This is a genomic window from Kitasatospora sp. MY 5-36 (assembly GCF_001182915.1).
In the GTDB taxonomy this organism is placed as follows: Bacteria; Actinomycetota; Actinomycetes; order Streptomycetales; family Streptomycetaceae; genus Kitasatospora.
In genome coordinates, this window is sequence record NZ_LFVW01000211.1 from 1 (window position 1) to 17,485 (window position 17,485).

11 protein-coding genes, 1 tRNA gene and 1 pseudogene are annotated in these 17,485 nt (G+C 70.3%); all 13 read right to left on the reverse strand.

Going from position 1 to position 17,485, the window contains the following annotated elements:
• Positions 1-48: 48 nt before the first annotated feature.
• Entirely contained in the window at positions 49-1,071 is a 1,023-nt protein-coding gene (locus tag AE652_RS15580) for an ADP-ribosylglycohydrolase family protein (protein ID WP_369808297.1), read from the reverse strand.
• On the reverse strand, positions 1,068-2,282 hold the full coding sequence (locus tag AE652_RS15585) for a cytochrome P450 (RefSeq protein WP_049651977.1): 1,215 nt from the start codon (positions 2,280-2,282) through the stop codon (positions 1,068-1,070). The genes AE652_RS15580 and AE652_RS15585 overlap by 4 nt, the downstream gene beginning before the upstream one ends.
• A 90-nt stretch (positions 2,283-2,372) precedes the next feature.
• Positions 2,373-3,113 (reverse strand): Sir2 family NAD-dependent protein deacetylase, encoded by a 741-nt coding sequence (locus tag AE652_RS15590; RefSeq protein WP_049651978.1) that lies wholly within the window; start codon positions 3,111-3,113, stop codon positions 2,373-2,375.
• Positions 3,114-3,243: 130 nt separating this feature from the next.
• Positions 3,244-3,317: transfer RNA gene (locus AE652_RS15595), tRNA-Met, on the reverse strand.
• A gap of 190 nt (positions 3,318-3,507) precedes the next feature.
• Positions 3,508-7,401: a DNA-directed RNA polymerase subunit beta' gene (locus tag AE652_RS15600; protein WP_049651979.1), complete on the reverse strand. Its 3,894-nt coding sequence runs from the start codon at positions 7,399-7,401 to the stop codon at positions 3,508-3,510.
• A 98-nt stretch (positions 7,402-7,499) separates the two neighbouring features.
• Positions 7,500-10,975, reverse strand: a pseudogene (gene rpoB, locus AE652_RS15605) (DNA-directed RNA polymerase subunit beta).
• A gap of 698 nt (positions 10,976-11,673) precedes the next feature.
• Positions 11,674-12,057 (reverse strand): 50S ribosomal protein L7/L12, encoded by a 384-nt coding sequence (gene rplL / locus AE652_RS15610; RefSeq protein ID WP_198959424.1) that lies wholly within the window; start codon positions 12,055-12,057, stop codon positions 11,674-11,676.
• A gap of 85 nt (positions 12,058-12,142) precedes the next feature.
• Positions 12,143-12,706: a 50S ribosomal protein L10 gene (rplJ, locus tag AE652_RS15615; protein WP_045693068.1), complete on the reverse strand. Its 564-nt coding sequence runs from the start codon at positions 12,704-12,706 to the stop codon at positions 12,143-12,145.
• A 407-nt stretch (positions 12,707-13,113) separates the two neighbouring features.
• Positions 13,114-13,992, reverse strand: a complete 879-nt coding sequence (locus tag AE652_RS15620) for a hypothetical protein (RefSeq protein WP_049651980.1) — start codon at positions 13,990-13,992, stop codon at positions 13,114-13,116.
• Between the two features lie 163 nt (positions 13,993-14,155).
• Positions 14,156-15,073, reverse strand: a complete 918-nt coding sequence (locus AE652_RS15625) for a hypothetical protein (protein WP_049651981.1) — start codon at positions 15,071-15,073, stop codon at positions 14,156-14,158.
• 104 nt (positions 15,074-15,177) lie between these two features.
• A complete protein-coding gene (locus AE652_RS15630; protein WP_049651982.1) occupies positions 15,178-15,957 on the reverse strand; it encodes a hypothetical protein in 780 nt (259 codons plus the stop codon).
• 234 nt (positions 15,958-16,191) lie between these two features.
• Positions 16,192-16,914: a 50S ribosomal protein L1 gene (gene rplA / locus AE652_RS15635; protein ID WP_049651983.1), complete on the reverse strand. Its 723-nt coding sequence runs from the start codon at positions 16,912-16,914 to the stop codon at positions 16,192-16,194.
• Between the two features lie 77 nt (positions 16,915-16,991).
• The gene (gene rplK / locus AE652_RS15640) at positions 16,992-17,426 is read right to left on the reverse strand and encodes a 50S ribosomal protein L11 (RefSeq protein ID WP_049651984.1); all 435 of its coding nucleotides are present in this window, start codon (positions 17,424-17,426) and stop codon (positions 16,992-16,994) included.
• Between the last annotated feature and the right edge of the window lie 59 nt (positions 17,427-17,485).

The following is a 17,485-nucleotide window of genomic DNA, read 5'->3' on the forward strand; positions in this document are numbered from 1 at the left end:
TGGCCCTTCGACGCGCCGCCCCCGGATCGGGTTCCGGCCCGTACGGCGTCAGTCCCAGAGCGCCCCGAGCTCCAGCAGTTCGTCCCGGTGCTCGATCCGCTCCACCCAGTCGGCCGGCCAGGCCGCCTCGCCGTGGTGGGCGCCCGCGAAGGCGCCGGCCAGGCAGGCGAGGGAGTCGGAGTCGCCGCTGGAGTAGGCGGCCCTCCGGACGGCGGCGACCGGGTCGTCGGGCAGCAGCAGGAAGCAGAGCAGGCCGGTGCCGAAGGCCTCCTCGGCGACCCAGCCCTCGCCGGTGGCCAGGCAGGGGTCGGCCTCGACGTCGGGGGCGGCGAGGGCGGCCTCCAGTTGGTCGAGCACCGTGAGGCAGTCGTCCCAGCCGCGGGCGATGACGGCCTGCGGGGAGCTGCCGTACCAGCGGTCGGCGAGGTCGCCGAGCCAGAACTCGTCGTAGCGCTCGCGGCTCGCCAGCGCATACGCCCGCAGCACCGCCGGCAGCCCGGCGGGCGGGACGCCCTCGGCCAGCTTGCGGACGGCGTACGCGGTGAGGTCGCCGGCGGCGAGCGCGGTCGGGTGGCCGTGGGTGAGCGCGGACTGCAGCTGGGCGGCGCCGGAGAGCTGCCGGGCGTCCAGCTCGCGGATCAGCCCGATCGGGGCGACCCGCATGTTGGCGCCGCAGCCCTTGGAGCCGACGTCGCTGGCCTGCTGCCAGCGGTACTCGTCGTGGCTGAGCCGCTCGCAGGCGCGCAGGCAGGTCATGCCGGGGGCCCGGTTGTTCTGCGGGGAGCGCCACCAGTCGACGAACTCCTCGCGGACGGGCCGCACCAGCCGGAGGGGGGTGAGCGGCCCGCGCGCCAGGGCGGTGCGCAGGCCGCGGCCGAGGGCGAGGGTCATCTGGGTGTCGTCGGTGACCAACGCCCGCTGCGGCAACGGGAGCTGCCGCCAGTCCGGCTGGTCGGCAGCGATCACCTCGACGCTCTTGAACTCGGTCGGCCGACCGAGCGCGTCCCCGATCGCCAGCCCCAGCAGCGCCCCTGTCGCCTTGCCCACGGCCCTCTCCCCCTCAGTCGTCAGACCTCGACCAGCAGCTCCTTGAGCCCCCGGATCACGTAGCCCGGGTTCCACTCGGGCTCGCGGACCAGCCGCAGGCCCGGCGCCCGGCGCAGCAGGGTGCCGTAGGACTCGGTGAGCTCCAGTCTGGCAAGCGGGGCGCCGAGACAGAAGTGGATTCCGGCGCCGAAGGTGATGTGCGGGTTGTCGGTGCGGCCGAGGTCGAGGCGGTCCGGGTCGGCGAAGCGCTCGGGGTCGCGGTTGGCGGAGCCGAAGAGCAGGGCGATCTCGGCGCCGCGCGGGACGGTGACGCCGCGCACCTCGATGTCCTCCAGGACCCAGCGCTCGAACATCTGCAGCGGGGTGTCCCAGCGCATCAGTTCCTCGACGGCGGTGGGCAGCAGTTCGTCCACCGAGCCGCGCAGCCGGGCGAGCTCCCCGGGGTTGCGGAACAGCGCCCACCAGCCGTTGCCGGTGGTGTTGACGGTCGCCTCGTGGCCGGCGTTGAGCAGCAGCACGCAGGTGGAGATCATCTCCTGCTCGCTGAGCGCGTCGGAGCCCTCCTGGGCCTGGATCAGCGCGCTGATCAGGTCCGTGCCCGGGGCCGCCCGGCGCTCGCGGATCAGGGTGCGCAGGTAGTCGGAGAACTCGGTGCTGGCGGTGACGGCCCGGCGGGCGGTCTCCTCGCCGGGGTTGAGCTCGAACATCCCGGTGATGTCGGCGGACCACGGCCGCAGCAGGTGCCGGTCGCCCTCCGGCACGCCGAGCATCTCGGCGATCACGGCGACCGGCAGCGGCTCGGCGACGGTGGCGATCAGGTCGCCGCCGCCGGCCGCGAGCAGCTCGTCGACCAGCTCGCCGGCCAGCCGCCGCACGGTGGGGCGCAGGCCCTCGACCATGCGCGGGGTGAAGGCCTTGGAGACCAGCTGGCGGATCCGGGTGTGGTCGGGGGCCTCCAGGTCCAGCAGCCCGTTGTCGTTGAGGGTGTGGAAGGGCTCGTGCGCCGGGTCGGGCTCGGGGCGGCCGAACTCCGCGTGGCTGAAGCGGTGGGTGTAGGTGCGGCCCAGCCGGCGGTCGCGCAGCAGGGCGCTGACGTCCTCGTGGCGGGAGACGAGCCACTGGTTCGTCGGCTCGAAGTACGTCACCGGCGCGTGCTCGCGCAGCTCGGCGTACGCGTCGTACGGGTGGGCCACGAACGCCGCCGACCAGGGGTCGAACTTCGCCGTCGTCGTCATCGGTCGATCACTCCAGGCCAGAGGGGGGAAGCCGGAAGGATCATCGTACGCACGCGGTACGTCCGGGAATATGACCCTTCCGGCCCCTGCTCAGGCCCGCTCCAGGACAAGTCGGCGCACCAGCTCCGGGAGCGCCTGAGAGATCGGCTCCCGGATCACCTCGGCCGCGGCCCCGTCGTACGGCGTCGGCTCGCCGTTCACGATGATCAGCTCCGCCCCGCTCCGCACCGCGTCGAGCGGCAGCGCCGCCACCGGGAACACCTGGAGGCTGGTGCCGACCGCGATGAACACGTCGCAGGCCCGAACGATCGCGTCGGCCTGCCCGAGCACCTCCGGGTCGAGGTTCTCGCCGAACATCACCACGCGCGGCTTCAGGATCCCCCCGCAGGCCCGGCACGCCGGGTCCGGCTCCCCCGCCTCGACCCGCGCCAGCGCCTCCGCCATCGGCCCGACCACCCGGCAGCGCAGGCACTGCGTCTCCCGGGCCGTGCCGTGCAGTTCGAGCACCTTGCGGGCGGGCAGCCCTGACTTCTGGTGCAGCCCGTCGATGTTCTGGGTGAGCACCCGCAGCGGCAGACCGGAGCGCTCCAGGTCGACCAGCGCCCGGTGCCCGGCGTTCGGCTCGGCGGCCAGTGCGCCCGTCTCCAACCGCATCCGCCAGGCCCTCCGGCGCACCTGCGGATCGTCCCGGTACGGCCCGATGGTGACCAGCTCCTCGGCCGACGGGTCCTTCTGCCACAGGCCCTGCGGGCCGCGGTAGTCGGGGATGCCGGAGTCCGTCGAGATGCCCGCGCCGGTGAGCACGGCGATCAGGGGGCGCTTCGCGTTCATACCCCGGACGGTACGGGCGGCGGCCCGGCCCCGGCCACCGAAATTCCGGGGGCGCCGGCCCCGCGAACGCCCCGGCCCGGGAAACGCCGAAGGGCCCGGAGGCTTGATGCCTCCGGGCCCTTCTTCTTTGTAGCGGGGACAGGATTTGAACCTGCGACCTCTGGGTTATGAGCCCAGCGAGCTACCGAGCTGCTCCACCCCGCGTCGGTAAACACGACTCTACGCGACTTCCGCCGAATGACCTAATCGGCTTCCGTCCGCCCCCTGAAGGCTCCCCGCCGCCCCCGGCGGGTCCGGCTGCCCGGCCCGCCCCGAAGGCCCCTGAGGGCCCCCGGGAACGCCGCAGGGCGGCCACCCCGTGAGGGGTGACCGCCCTGCGTCAGTGACGCGCGACTCAGCCGGTGTACGGGCCGTAGTCGTAGTCGTCCAGCGGGACCGCCTGGCCGGAGCCGGCGCCGAAGGGCGACAGGTCGTAGTCGTCGTAGCCGACGGCCGAGTACATCGCGGCCTTGGCCTCCTCGGTCGGCTCGACCCGGATGTTGCGGTAGCGGGGCAGACCCGTACCGGCCGGGATGAGCTTACCGAGGATGACGTTCTCCTTGAGGCCCAGCAGCGGGTCCGACTTGGCGTGGATCGCCGCGTCGGTGAGGACCCGGGTCGTCTCCTGGAAGGAGGCGGCCGACAGCCAGGACTCGGTGGCCAGCGAGGCCTTGGTGATACCCATCAGCTGCGGACGGCCGGAGGCGGGGTGACCGCCCTCGGCGACGACGCGGCGGTTCTCCTGCTCGAAGCGGCCGCGCTCGACCAGCTCGCCGGGCAGCAGCTCGGCGTCGCCCGACTCGATGATCGTCACGCGGCGGAGCATCTGCCGGATGATGATCTCGATGTGCTTGTCGTGGATCGACACACCCTGCGAGTTGTAGACCTTCTGGACCTCGGCGACCAGGTGGACCTGGACGGCACGCTGGCCCATGATGCGCAGGACGTCGTGCGGGTTGGTGGCACCCATGGTCAGCTTCTGGCCGACCTCGACTGCCTCGCCCTCGCTGACCAGCAGCTTCACGCGCTTCGAGACCGGGTAGGCGATCTCGTCGCTGCCGTCGTCCGGGGTGACGACCAGCTTGCGGGTCTTCTCGGTGTCCTCGATGCGGACCCGGCCCTGCGCCTCCGAGATCGGGGCCACACCCTTGGGGGTACGGGCCTCGAAGAGCTCGACGACACGCGGCAGACCCTGGGTGATGTCGTCACCGGCCACACCACCGGTGTGGAAGGTACGCATGGTCAGCTGGGTACCGGGCTCACCGATGGACTGGGCGGCGATGATGCCGACCGCCTCACCGATGTCGACCAGCTTGCCGGTGGCCAGCGAGCGCCCGTAGCACATGGCGCAGGTGCCGACGGCCGACTCACAGGTCAGGATCGAGCGGGTCTTGACCTCGCCGATGCCGTGGCGGATCAGCTCGTCGATCAGGACGTCGCCGAGGTCCGTGTTGGCGGTGGCGAGGAGCTTGCCGTCCACCGTGATGTCCTCGGCCAGCATGCGGGCGTAGACGCTGGTCTCGACGTCGTCGGCCTTGCGCAGCACGCCGTCCGGGCCCACGGAGCCGATCGCCAGCTTCAGGCCGCGCTCGGTGCCGCAGTCCTCCTCGCGAATGATGACGTCCTGGGAGACGTCGACCAGACGACGGGTGAGGTAGCCGGAGTCGGCGGTACGGAGGGCGGTGTCGGCCAGACCCTTACGGGCACCGTGGGTGGAGATGAAGTACTCCAGCACGGACAGACCCTCACGGAACGACGCCTTGATGGGTCGCGGGATGGTCTCGTTCTTGGCGTTCGACACCAGACCACGCATACCGGCGATCTGGCGCATCTGCATCATGTTTCCACGAGCACCCGAGTCGACCATCATGAAGATGGGGTTCGTCTTCGGGAAGTTCTCGTTCATGGCCTCGGCGACCTCGTTGGTCGCCTGGGTCCAGATGCCGATGAGCTCCTGCTTGCGCTCGTCGTTGGTGATCAGGCCGCGCTCGTACTGACGCTGGACCTTCTCCGCCTTCGCCTCGTAGCCCTCCAGGATCTGGGGCTTGTTCGGCGGGACGACGACGTCCGAGATCGAGACGGTGACGCCCGAGCGGGTCGACCAGTGGAAGCCGGCCGCCTTCAGGTTGTCCAGCGTCGCCGCGACGACGACCTTGGGGTAGCGCTCCGCCAGGTCGTTGACGATCGCGGAGAGCTGCTTCTTGCCCACCTCGTAGTCGACGAACGGGTAGTCCTCGGGCAGCAGCTCGTTGAAGAGCGCGCGGCCCAGGGTGGTGGTCAGACGGAACGGCTCGCCGTCGAACCAGCCGGACTGGCCCTCCTCGTCCACCGGCGGGGTCCAGCCGCGCGGCGGGACGGTGCCGGCCGGCAGGCGCAGCTCGATCGGGGCCTGGACGTCCAGGTCGCGGGCGTCGAAGGCCATGATCGCCTCGGCGGTCGACGAGAAGGTGCGGCCGGCGCCCTTCACGTTGTCGCGGTCCGAGGTCAGGAAGAACAGACCGAGCACCATGTCCTGGGTCGGCATGGTGACGGGGCGACCGTCGGCCGGCTTCAGGATGTTGTTCGAGGACAGCATCAGGATGCGGGCCTCGGCCTGCGCCTCCGCGGAGAGCGGCAGGTGGACGGCCATCTGGTCACCGTCGAAGTCCGCGTTGAACGCGGTGCAGACGAGCGGGTGGATCTGGATGGCCTTGCCCTCGACCAGCTGCGGCTCGAAGGCCTGGATGCCGAGGCGGTGCAGGGGGGGCGCACGGGTCAGCAGGACCGGGTGCTCGGCGATGACCTCTTCGAGGACGTCCCACACGACCGGACGGGCGCGCTCGACCATGCGCTTGGCCGACTTGATGTTCTGCGCGTGGTTCAGGTCCACCAGGCGCTTCATCACGAACGGCTTGAAGAGCTCCAGCGCCATGGCCTTCGGCAGACCGCACTGGTGCAGCTTGAGCTGCGGGCCGACGACGATGACCGAACGGGCCGAGTAGTCGACTCGCTTGCCGAGGAGGTTCTGACGGAAACGACCCTGCTTGCCCTTCAGCATGTCGCTGAGGGACTTCAGCGGGCGGTTGCCCGGGCCGGTGACCGGACGGCCGCGGCGGCCGTTGTCGAACAGCGCGTCGACGGCCTCCTGGAGCATGCGCTTCTCGTTGTTCACGATGATCTCGGGGGCACCGAGGTCGAGCAGGCGCTTCAGGCGGTTGTTGCGGTTGATGACGCGGCGGTACAGGTCGTTCAGGTCGGAGGTCGCGAAGCGGCCACCGTCCAGCTGCACCATCGGACGCAGGTCCGGCGGGATGACCGGGACGCAGTCCAGCACCATGCCGTTGGGCTTGTTGGTGGTCTGCAGGAACGCGGAGACGACCTTGAGGCGCTTGAGCGCACGGGTCTTCTTCTGGCCCTTGCCGGTGCGGATGATCTCGCGCAGGCGCTCGGACTCCTCCGCCAGGTCGAAGGTCTCGAGGCGGTCCTTGAGGGCCGCCGCGCCCATCGAGCCGGAGAAGTAGGTGCCGAAGCGGTCGCGCAGCTCGCGGTAGAGCAGCTCGTCGCCCTCGAGGTCCTGGACCTTGAGGTTCTTGAAGCGGGCCCACACCTCGTCGAGGCGGTCGAGCTCGCGCTGCGCGCGGTCGCGCAGCTGCTTCATCTCGCGCTCGGCGCCCTCGCGCACCTTGCGGCGCACGTCGGCCTTGGCGCCCTCGGCCTCCAGCTCGGCCAGGTCGGTCTCGGCCTTCTTGGCGCGGGCCTCGAGGTCGGAGTCGCGGCGGTTCTCGATCTGCTGGCGCTCGACCGAGACGTGCGCCTCCAGGGACGGCAGGTCGCGCTGGCGGCGCTCGTCGTCGACCCAGGTGATCATGTAGGCGGCGAAGTAGATGACCTTCTCGAGGTCCTTCGGCGCCAGGTCCAGCAGGTAGCCCAGGCGGGACGGCACGCCCTTGAAGTACCAGATGTGGGTGACCGGGGCGGCCAGCTCGATGTGGCCCATCCGCTCACGGCGCACCTTGGCGCGGGTCACCTCGACGCCGCAGCGCTCGCAGATGATGCCCTTGAAGCGGACGCGCTTGTACTTACCGCAGTAGCACTCCCAGTCCCGGGTGGGGCCGAAGATCTTCTCGCAGAAGAGCCCGTCCTTTTCCGGCTTCAGGGTGCGGTAGTTGATGGTCTCCGGCTTCTTGACCTCGCCGTGCGACCACTGGCGGATGTCGTCGGCGGTGGCCAGGCCGATGCGGAACTCGTCGAAGAAGTTGACGTCAAGCACTGGTCGTCAAGCCCTCTTTCGTAAGTCGAGAGTCGTTCATGTGGTCTGAGGGGGGCCTGGGGGCGGGCCGGCCGCTGCTGCGGCCGGCCCAACCTCCGTCAGACCTCTTCGACGCTGCTGGGCTCGCGCCGGGACAGGTCGATGCCGAGCTCCTCGGCGGCGCGGAACACGTCCTCGTCGGAGTCCCGCATCTCGATGGACTGGCCGTCCGAGGACAGCACCTCCACGTTGAGGCAGAGCGACTGCATTTCCTTGATGAGGACCTTGAAGGACTCGGGAATGCCGGGCTCGGGGATGTTCTCGCCCTTGACGATGGCCTCGTAGACCTTGACGCGGCCGAGGACGTCGTCGGACTTGATGGTGAGCAGCTCCTGGAGCGCGTAGGCGGCGCCGTACGCCTCGAGGGCCCACACCTCCATCTCACCGAAGCGCTGACCACCGAACTGCGCCTTACCACCGAGCGGCTGCTGGGTGATCATCGAGTACGGACCGGTCGAGCGGGCGTGCAGCTTGTCGTCGACCAGGTGGTGCAGCTTGAGGATGTACATGTAGCCGACCGAGACCGGCATCGGGAACGGCTCGCCGGAGCGGCCGTCGAACAGCCGGGCCTTGCCGGTGGAGTTCACCAGGCGCTCACCATCACGGGTGAGGGTGGTGTTGTCCAGCAGGCCGGTGATCTCGTCCTCGCGGGCGCCGTCGAAGACCGGGGTGGCGAGGTTGGTGCCGCCCTCGACCGTGTCGGCGCCGATCGCCTGGAGGCGCTGGGCCCACTCGTCGGCGAGGCCGGAGACGTCCCAGCCCTGCTTGGCGAGCCACCCGAGGTGGATCTCCAGGACCTGTCCCGGGTTCATTCGGGACGGGACACCCAGCGGGTTGAGGATGATGTCGACCGGGGTGCCGTCCTCCAGGAACGGCATGTCCTCGACCGGCAGGATCTTCGAGATGACGCCCTTGTTGCCGTGACGGCCGGCGAGCTTGTCACCGTTGGTGATCTTGCGCTTCTGGGCCACGTAGACGCGGACCAGCTGGTTGACGCCCGGGGGCAGCTCGTCGCCCTCTTCGCGGTCGAAGACGCGGACGCCGATGACCTTGCCGGACTCACCGTGCGGCACCTTCAGCGAGGTGTCGCGGACCTCACGGGCCTTCTCGCCGAAGATCGCGCGGAGCAGGCGCTCCTCCGGGGTCAGCTCGGTCTCGCCCTTGGGCGTGACCTTGCCGACCAGGATGTCGCCGGTGACGACGTCGGCGCCGATGCGGATGATGCCGCGCTCGTCGAGGTCGGCCAGGACCTCCTCGGAGACGTTCGGGATGTCCCGGGTGATCTCCTCGGGGCCGAGCTTGGTGTCACGGGCGTCGACCTCGTGCTCCTCGATGTGGATCGAGGAGAGGACGTCGTCCTGCACGAGGCGCTGCGACAGGATGATCGCGTCCTCGTAGTTGTGACCCTCCCACGACATGAACGCCACGAGCAGGTTCTTGCCGAGGGCCATCTCGCCCTCGTCGGTGCACGGGCCGTCGGCCAGCACCTGGTTGACCTCGACCCGGGCGCCCTCGTCCACGAGCACCTTCTGGTTGAAGGCGGTGCCCTGGTTGGAGCGGGTGAACTTGGCGGCGCGGTACGTGGTGTACGTGCCGTCGTCGTTGGCCACGGTGACGTAGTCGGCCGAGACCTCCTGGACGACACCGGCCTTCTCGGCGGTGATGACGTCCGCGGCGTCGACGGCGCAGCGGTACTCCATGCCGGTACCGACCAGCGGGGCCTCGCTCTTCAGCAGCGGCACCGCCTGGCGCATCATGTTCGAGCCCATGAGCGCGCGGTTGGCGTCGTCGTGCTCGAGGAACGGGATCATGGCGGTCGCGACCGACACCATCTGGCGCGGCGAGACGTCCATGTAGTCGATCTCGGAGCCCGGGATGTAGTCGATCTCGCCGCCACGGCGGCGGACCAGGACACGCGGCTCGGCGAAGTGCAGGTCCGCGGTCAGCGGGGCGTTCGCCTGGGCGATGACGTAGCGGTCCTCCTCGTCGGCCGTCAGGTAGTCGACCTTCTCGGTGACCACACCGTCGACGACCTTGCGGTACGGCGTCTCGATGAAGCCGAACGCGTTGACCCGGCCGTACGAGGCCAGCGAGCCGATCAGACCGATGTTCGGGCCTTCGGGCGTCTCGATCGGACACATGCGGCCGTAGTGCGAGGGGTGCACGTCACGGACCTCGAAGCCGGCGCGCTCACGGGAGAGACCGCCGGGGCCGAGCGCGGACAGACGACGCTTGTGGGTCAGGCCCGACAGCGGGTTCGTCTGGTCCATGAACTGCGACAGCTGGCTGGTGCCGAAGAACTCCTTGATGGAGGCGACGACCGGCCGGATGTTGATCAGGGTCTGCGGCGTGATCGCCTCGACGTCCTGGGTGGTCATGCGCTCGCGCACGACGCGCTCCATACGGGCGAGACCCGTACGGACCTGGTTCTGGATGAGCTCGCCGACGTTGCGCAGGCGGCGGTTGCCGAAGTGGTCGATGTCGTCGACCTCGACCACGATGTCGCGGCCCTCGTCGTCACGCCACTCGGTCTCGCCCGCGTGCAGCTTCACCAGGTACTTGATCGCACCGATGATGTCGGGCTCGGTGAGCACGCCGGAGTCCAGCGACTCGGCGTTGCCCAGCTTGCGGTTGACCTTGTAACGGCCGACCTTCGCGAGGTCGTAGCGCTTCGGGTTGAAGTAGAGGTTCTCCAGAAGCGTCTGCGCGGCCTCGCGCGTGGGCGGCTCGCCCGGGCGCAGCTTGCGGTAGATGTCCAGCAGCGCGTCGTCCTGGCCCTGGGTGTGGTCCTTCTCCAGGGTGGCGCGCATCGACTCGTACTCGCCGAACTCCTCGAGAATCATCTCGTTGGTCCAGCCGAGCGCCTTGAGCAGCACGGTGACGGACTGCTTGCGCTTGCGGTCGATGCGGACGCCGACCATGTCGCGCTTGTCGATCTCCATCTCCAGCCAGGCACCACGCGAGGGGATGACCTTGCAGGAGTAGATGTCCTTGTCGGACACCTTGTCCAGGGTGGAGTCGAAGTACACACCCGGGGAGCGGACCAGCTGCGACACGACGACACGCTCGGTGCCGTTGATCACGAACGTGCCCTTGTGGGTCATGAGCGGGAAGTCGCCCATGAAGACCGTCTGAGACTTGATCCACCGGTCTCGTTGTTGGTGAACTCGGCGGTGACGAAGAGCGGGGCCGCGAACGTGAAGTCGCGGTCCTTGCACTCGTCAATGGAGTTCTTCGGCGGCTCGAAACGGTGGTCGCGGAAGGTCAGCGACATCGACCCGCTGAAGTCCTCGATCGGGGAGATCTCCTCGAAGATCTCCTCCAGACCGGACTTCGTGGGGACGTCCTGACCACTCTCCAGGGCCGCCTCGACCCGGGACTTCCAGGCCGCGTTGCCGAGCAGCCAGTCAAAGCTCTCGGTCTGCAGGGCCAGGAGGTTGGGGACCTCGAGGGGCTCCTTGATCTTCGCGAACGAGACGCGGAGCGGGGCGGTGGATGCGGCGGAATTGTTCGAGGCGTTGCGCGGCGCGGCCAAGAGGGGGGTCCTTCCGAGGGCTCGGAGCTCACTACGCGCGTACCAGCCGGGCCTTCACGGGCTTGGTCCCGCCTCCTCGCCACTGGCCTCCGCCGGGATCGAAGTCCCAGGTCAGAGCCGCTTTGCGGAGGCGATGCCAGACCCCTTCAGGGCAACGCAAACTCCGGGCGACGAGTCACGGAGCAGCTAACAGGCAGCGCAAAGGGACAGTGTAGCCAATGGCCACACTGCTGTCCAGCTCTGATTCGGAGACCGAATCGGAGACTCCTCCCGGTAGCCGGCGAGCGCGGACGCCCACCGGGTACTGCTCTAACTCACGTGGAGTCATTTCCCGCCGGAGCCACTGGTTATGCATCCAGTAGCGGACCAACCGGGCGGACTCGCGCCTTGAGAATCGCGCGCCCCGCCGGGTTCGTCAAGGGCCCGCCGACGGTGCGGGCCTCGACCGGTCTATCGACCGCGACCCCCTCGGCGTTACAGAAGCCGTGGTGGGGCCGCCCTCGACGACGGTGATCACCATACCGTCCGGCACCGACGGTGCCGAGTGGGCGTTCGGCCACACCGGTGGACCGGGCCGGCCGGGGGCGGCGGAACGGGCCCCGTGCCCGGCCCAGGGGCCCGGGAACGCGAAAAAGCCGGGCCGACCACCCGCAAGGGTGATCGGCCCGGCTTCAGGCCCCCTCAGAGGGGGCGAGAAGTCACTTGACGGTGACCTTGGCGCCGGCACCCTCGAGGGCGGCCTTGGCCTTCTCGGCAACGTCCTTGGCAACCTTCTCCAGGACCTTGGCACCAGCGGTGTCAACGAGGTCCTTGGCCTCCTTCAGGCCGAGGGAGGTCAGGGTGCGCACCTCCTTGATGACCTGGATCTTCTTGTCGCCGGCACCATCGAGGATGACGTCGAACTCGTCCTGCTCCTCGACGGCCTCAACGGCGGCCGGGCCACCGGCGGCGGCAACGGCGACCGGGGCGGCAGCGGTGACGTCGAACTTCTCCTCGAAGGCCTTCACGAAGGCAGCGAGCTCGATGAGGGTGAGCTCCTCGAACTGCGCGAGCAGCTCGTCCTGGGTCAGCTTCGCCATGATGGCGTCCTTCCACTAAATCGGCAGGTGGTGCCGTATGTACGGGTTGGGCGGGCACGGGCCCGCAGCGAGGCGTGAGCCTGCCGAATTACTCGGCGGCCGCGTCCTCGGCGGCGGGAGCCGGCGTACCGGCACCGCCCTGCTCGACCTTGTCGCGCAGCGCGTCCACAGTGCGGACGAGCTTCGACGGCAGGGCCTGGAAGAGCGCGGCAGCCTGGGACTGCTTGGCCTTCAGGGCACCCGCCAGCTTGGCGAGCAGCACCTCGCGGGACTCGAGGTCCGCGAGCTTCTTGATCTCATCGGCGGACAGCGCCTTACCGTCAAGGACACCGCCCTTGATGATGAGAGCGGGGTTCTCCTTGGCGAAGTCACGCAGAGCCTTCGCCGACTCCACCGGGTCACCGGTGACGAAGGCGACAGCCGTCGGACCGTTGAACAGGTCGTCGAGCTCCGTGATCCCGACCTCATTGGCCGCAATCTTGGTCAGCGTGTTCTTCACCACGGCGTACTCGGCGTTGTCGCCGAGCGAGCGACGCAGGGTCTTGACCTGCTTCACCGAGAGACCGCGGTACTCGGTCAGCAGCGCCGCGGAGGAGCCACGGAACTTGTCCGTGATCTCGGCGACGGCGGCAGCCTTGTCGGGCCTGGCCATAGGCTTACGCCTCCTTCCGTGATGTCGAAGTCGGGCCGACCGCAAAAGTCGACCTGGGTCGCCGTGGACCGACTGGAGGGAAGGAAAGCTCCTGCGAAAACGCAATGAGCCCCGGTGCGCAGGCGCACGGGGCTCGTGACGACCTCGACGGGCGATCGCGCGAACGCGGACCCGGAAGTCGAAGCTCCAGACACACCTGCGCGGGCTGCCTGCGACGAAGCGCAGATCCTTCGGCCACCGATCCCTGACGGGCGCGGCGACAACCAGCGGTCTTTGGCTTCGGCAACAGTAACCGGAGCCCCTCACCAGGTGCAAATCGCCCTCGGACGGGGCATCCCCCGGGGTCGCCGCGGCACGGGTCGTCAGTGCGGCGGGCCGGCGGGCCGGCTGCTCGGCGGGCCGGCGGCTCAGCGGGCCAGCGGGGAGACCGTCCGGACGCCGGTGTCCACGGTGTCCGACTCGGCCGGCGCCTGCGCCGAGAGCAGCGCCCCGGCGAGGTCGGTGTAGAGCACCGAGTCGTCCTGCCGGCCGCTGTCCCCGGTGCCGGTCCGCTGGAGCCGGACCAGCTGGTCCTTGTCGTTGAGCCAGAGGTCCAGGGTGAGCGAGGCCGAGCCGCCGGGCGAGAGCGCGGCCCGCAGGCCGTCCCGACGGGCCGCGGTCAGCTGGGCCTGGGCGGCCGCGTACTTCTCGGCGGTGGTGGCGACCCGGTAGTGCTCGACGGTCGAGTCCTCGAACTTCTCCTCGCCGACGAAGACCGGGTCCGTCCCCTCGGCGGTGGCCGCGGTCAGCGCCTCGACCGGGTTCAGCAGGTCGATCAGCCCGGCGTACGGGACCTCCTTGTGGCCGTCCGCGTCCGGCGGGACGGTGAAGCGCTCCCAGTGCCGGCCGCCCTGCCTGGCCGCGGTGGCGGCGTCCCCGCCCTGGTAGGCGACGGTGTCCACGACGATCAGCTGCTCGGCCTCGGCGGGGGTGGAGCGCTTGATCTGGAGAGCGGTCTTGGGCTGCCAGAACAGCGGGCCGGACCCGGCGTCCGGGCCGAGCCGGTAGCTGACCTTGGCCCGGCGGGCGGTCTGCATGGCCAGCTGGGCGGAGAGCAGCACCCCGTGCGGCGAGCGGTCGGTGGGCTTGGCCTGGGCGCTCGGGGAGGCGGTGGACGGCGAGGCGCTGCTCAGGCTCGGGCTGCCGGACGGCGTGGCGGACGTCTCCCCGCCCCCGCCGCACCCGCTCAGCCCGCTGGTCAGCAGGGCGACGACGGCCACCGCCGCCAAGCGCTGCCGTGCCGCCATCGTCCGTTCCCCTCTCGCCCGCCCCCGTCCGACGGCGGCCCCGTTCCGGCCACCTTGCCACCCCTCTCCGACCGGCCCGGTGGCGGCCCCCCTCGGGCGGGCGGGTCCACCGGGTCGGCCGAGCCCGGACCGGCGCCGGGGCTCCGGTCCGGGGCGGCGGGGATCAGCTGCCGGCGGCGGCCTTCTGGAGGTCGGCGAGGTCGATGTAGTCCACCGGGGTGGCGGCGATCACCGGGGTGCCGTAGTCCGAGTAGCTGACGGAGACGTTCACCGCGCCGACCTTGCTCTCGGCCTGCTCGGTCCGCTTGACCACGAGCTTGTCGGCGTCGACCCAGACGTCGACCTGCTCGCTGGCGATGCCGGCCGCGTCCAGGCCCTTCTTGATCCGGTCGGCCTGCGCCTGGGTGATGCCCTGGGTGGAGGCGATGGCCAGGTCCGCGGCGCTGATCACGCCGGAGTAGTGGGTGGTCGCCTTGCCGTTCACCGTCTCCGGGCCGACCTCGGTGACCTTGCCGCCGGCGATCAGCGTCCGGACGCCCTGCACCGGGTCCGCGCTCTGCAGCTGGTCGGTCGCACCGCCGGAGGCCTTGGCCATGTCGGCCATGGTGTAGCGCACCCAGCGCGGGCCGCTGTTCTGCAGCAGCTCCCCGCCGAGGCCCAGGAACACCGCGTCCTTGGTGTACAGGTAGTGCGCCTTCGGCCCGCCGGTGATCGGCGCCAGGACCTTGCCCAGCGGGGAGCCCGACAGGTCCATCGCGAGGTCGGCCTCCAGGCCGTCGGCCCAGGACAGCGCGCCCTGGCCCTTCATGGTGATCTCGCCGACCTGGATCAGCTCGTCGACCTTCGCCGACTTGGCCGCACCGGTCTTCTGGGTGACCTGCTCCAGGAAGACCGCCGGGCTGACCTTCTCCGGCTTCGCGCCGGTCGGGGCGGCGGCCGACGGGGTGGCCGGGGCGGCGGCCGTGGTCGGCGCGGCCGGGGCGGCGTTCTTGTCCGCCGACTTGTCGTTGTCGCACGCGGTCGCGGTCAGCGCCAGGGCGGCGAGGACGACGGTGACGGCGGCCTTGCGGGTTCCAGCCATGACTTCCCCCCTCGAAGAGCTGATTGTCAGCTCTTCTCATGCGTTTCTCATCCGGACTCTAACGGATCGCCGGAAGCCCCACGCGCCGGATATCCGCTCCCCCGTCACCCGCCGGCGGCGGGCGTCGCGTCCGCCGCTCCGGGAGCCGAGACATCGGTCGTGGTGACCGTGGTTCCCGCGCTCCCCCGGACCGTCTCGCGCAGCCGCAGCAGCTGCATGCCGGGGCCGACCCAGACGTCGTAGCCGATCGCCGTCACCCCGTGCCGCTGGTACCAGTCCAGCGTGGCGGCCCGCCGCTGCGGGCTCAACTCGTCGTCCTTGCCAAACAGTTCGGCCACCGGCGCGGAGCCCCGGTAGTGCGCCACGGTCACCCCGGCCAGCTGCTCGCCGCCGAGCGAGGTGAGCTTGACGCCCTGCGCGACCTCGTACGCCCGGCTGCCCGGGTTGGTGATCAGCGCGGTCGTCCAGCCGCCCGCGAAGCCCTCCGGGTCGGGGCCCGCCGCGGGGTCGACCGACTCGGCGGTGCTCCGCTCCGCGTGCTTGGCCGCGCCGCCCTGGTAGACGAGGTCGAGCGCGCCGTCCTTCACGGTCAGCCGTCCGGTGCCCAGCTCGTCGGTGACGGCCAGCCCGGCCTCGTCCGCGGCGCCCCAGACCAGGGAGCCGCTCGCGGTGCGCCGGCCGGCCGGGCCCTCCTGGACCACGTCGATCCGGGCGCCGCCGGCGTCGTCCAGCCCCTGCGCGGCCGAGAGCACCACCTGCTTGGGCGGCACCGGCGCGGGGCCCCCGGGGGTGCGGGTGGTCGGGACGGCCAGCAGGCTGCACCCGGTGGTGGTGAGCAGCAGCAGGGCCGCCACGAGAACGGTGGGGCGAGGGGCGGGCAGCACGGCACACTCCGGCGGTCACAGGTGCTCCACATGGTCTGACCGGCAGAGCGTACGACGGTTCGGCCCGTCGTTCCCATCCGCCGGTGTCCCGATCCGGCAACCGTTCCGGCCCGTCGGCCCGACCGGCCCGCGCCGGGCCCCGTACCGGCTCCCTCCCCGGGAACGACGGCGGGCCCGCACCCCCGGTGAAGGGGGTACGGGCCCGTCGTACGGACTGCTCTAGAGCACTGGGGCTCAGACCGCGGCCGGGTCCTCCTCGGCGAGGAGGTTGCGGGTGCGGTTCGGGTCCACCAGGACGCCGGGGCCCATGGTGGTCGAGAACGCGGTCTTCTTGATGTAGCGGCCCTTGGCGGCGGACGGCTTGGCGCGGAGCACCTCGTCCAGCGCGGCGGCGTAGTTCTCGACCAGCTGCTCGTCGGTGAAGGAGGCCTTACCGATGATGAAGTGCAGGTTCGAGTGCTTGTCGACGCGGAACTCGATCTTGCCGCCCTTGATCTCGTTCACGGCCTTGGCCACGTCCGGGGTCACGGTGCCGGTCTTCGGGTTCGGCATCAGGCCACGGGGACCGAGCACGCGGCCGAGGCGGCCGACCTTGCCCATGAGGTCCGGGGTGGCGACGACGGCGTCGAAGTCGAGGCGGCCCTTGGCGACCTCGTCGATGAGCTCGTCGGAGCCGACGATGTCGGCGCCCGCAGCACGCGCGGCCTCGGCACGCTCGCCGGTCGCGAAGACCAGGACCCGAGCGGTCTTACCGGTGCCGTGCGGGAGGATCACGGTGCTGCGGACCATCTGGTCGGCCTTGCGCGGGTCGACGCCCAGACGCATGGCGACCTCGACGGTGCCGTCGAACTTGGTGGTGCTGGTCGCCTTGGCGAGGCGGACGGCCTCGAGGGGGGCGTAAAGGCGCTCGCGGTCGACCTGGGCGTCCGCGGCCTTCAGGGCCTTGCTGCGCTTCATGGCTGCTCCTGAATGATGAATGGAGTTGTGGTGTCACGGGCCTGCGCGGGCCCTACCACAGGGGACGAGAAGGGAACTCAGCCCTCGACGGTGATGCCCATCGACCGGGCGGTGCCGGCGATGATCTTCTCCGCGGCGTCCAGGTCGTTGGCGTTCAGGTCGGGCATCTTGGTCGTGGCGATGTCGCGGACCTGGGCGCTGGTGAGCTTGGCGACCTTGGTCTTGTGCGGCTCGCTGGAGCCCTTGTCGACACCCGCGGCCTTCAGGATGAGGCGCGCGGCCGGCGGCGTCTTCGTGATGAAGGTGAAGGAACGGTCCTCGTAGACCGTGATCTCCACCGGCACGATCATGCCGCGCTGCGACTCGGTCGCAGCGTTGTAGGCCTTGCAGAACTCCATGATGTTGACGCCGTGCTGGCCCAGCGCGGGGCCGACCGGCGGCGCCGGGTTGGCCGCACCGGCGTTGATCTGGAGCTTGATAAGCCCCGTGACCTTCTTCTTCTTGGGAGGCATGTCTCTCCGGGTCCTTCCGAGAGGTGATTGCTGGTGCGTGCGAAACCGGGGCGACACCC

What these genes read in the sequence shown, in the direction of transcription:
- AE652_RS15585 (WP_049651977.1), bottom strand. Translation starts at nt 2,282, where the DNA reads ATGACGACGACGGCGAAGTTCGACCCCTGGTCGGCGGCGTTCGTGGCC.
- AE652_RS15590 (WP_049651978.1), bottom strand. Translation starts at nt 3,113, where the DNA reads ATGAACGCGAAGCGCCCCCTGATCGCCGTGCTCACCGGCGCGGGCATC.
- rplJ (WP_045693068.1), bottom strand. Translation starts at nt 12,706, where the DNA reads ATGGCCAGGCCCGACAAGGCTGCCGCCGTCGCCGAGATCACGGACAAG.
- AE652_RS15620 (WP_049651980.1), bottom strand. Translation starts at nt 13,992, where the DNA reads ATGGCGGCACGGCAGCGCTTGGCGGCGGTGGCCGTCGTCGCCCTGCTG.
- AE652_RS15625 (WP_049651981.1), bottom strand. Translation starts at nt 15,073, where the DNA reads ATGGCTGGAACCCGCAAGGCCGCCGTCACCGTCGTCCTCGCCGCCCTG.
- rplA (WP_049651983.1), bottom strand. Translation starts at nt 16,914, where the DNA reads ATGAAGCGCAGCAAGGCCCTGAAGGCCGCGGACGCCCAGGTCGACCGC.
- rplK (WP_049651984.1), bottom strand. Translation starts at nt 17,426, where the DNA reads ATGCCTCCCAAGAAGAAGAAGGTCACGGGGCTTATCAAGCTCCAGATC.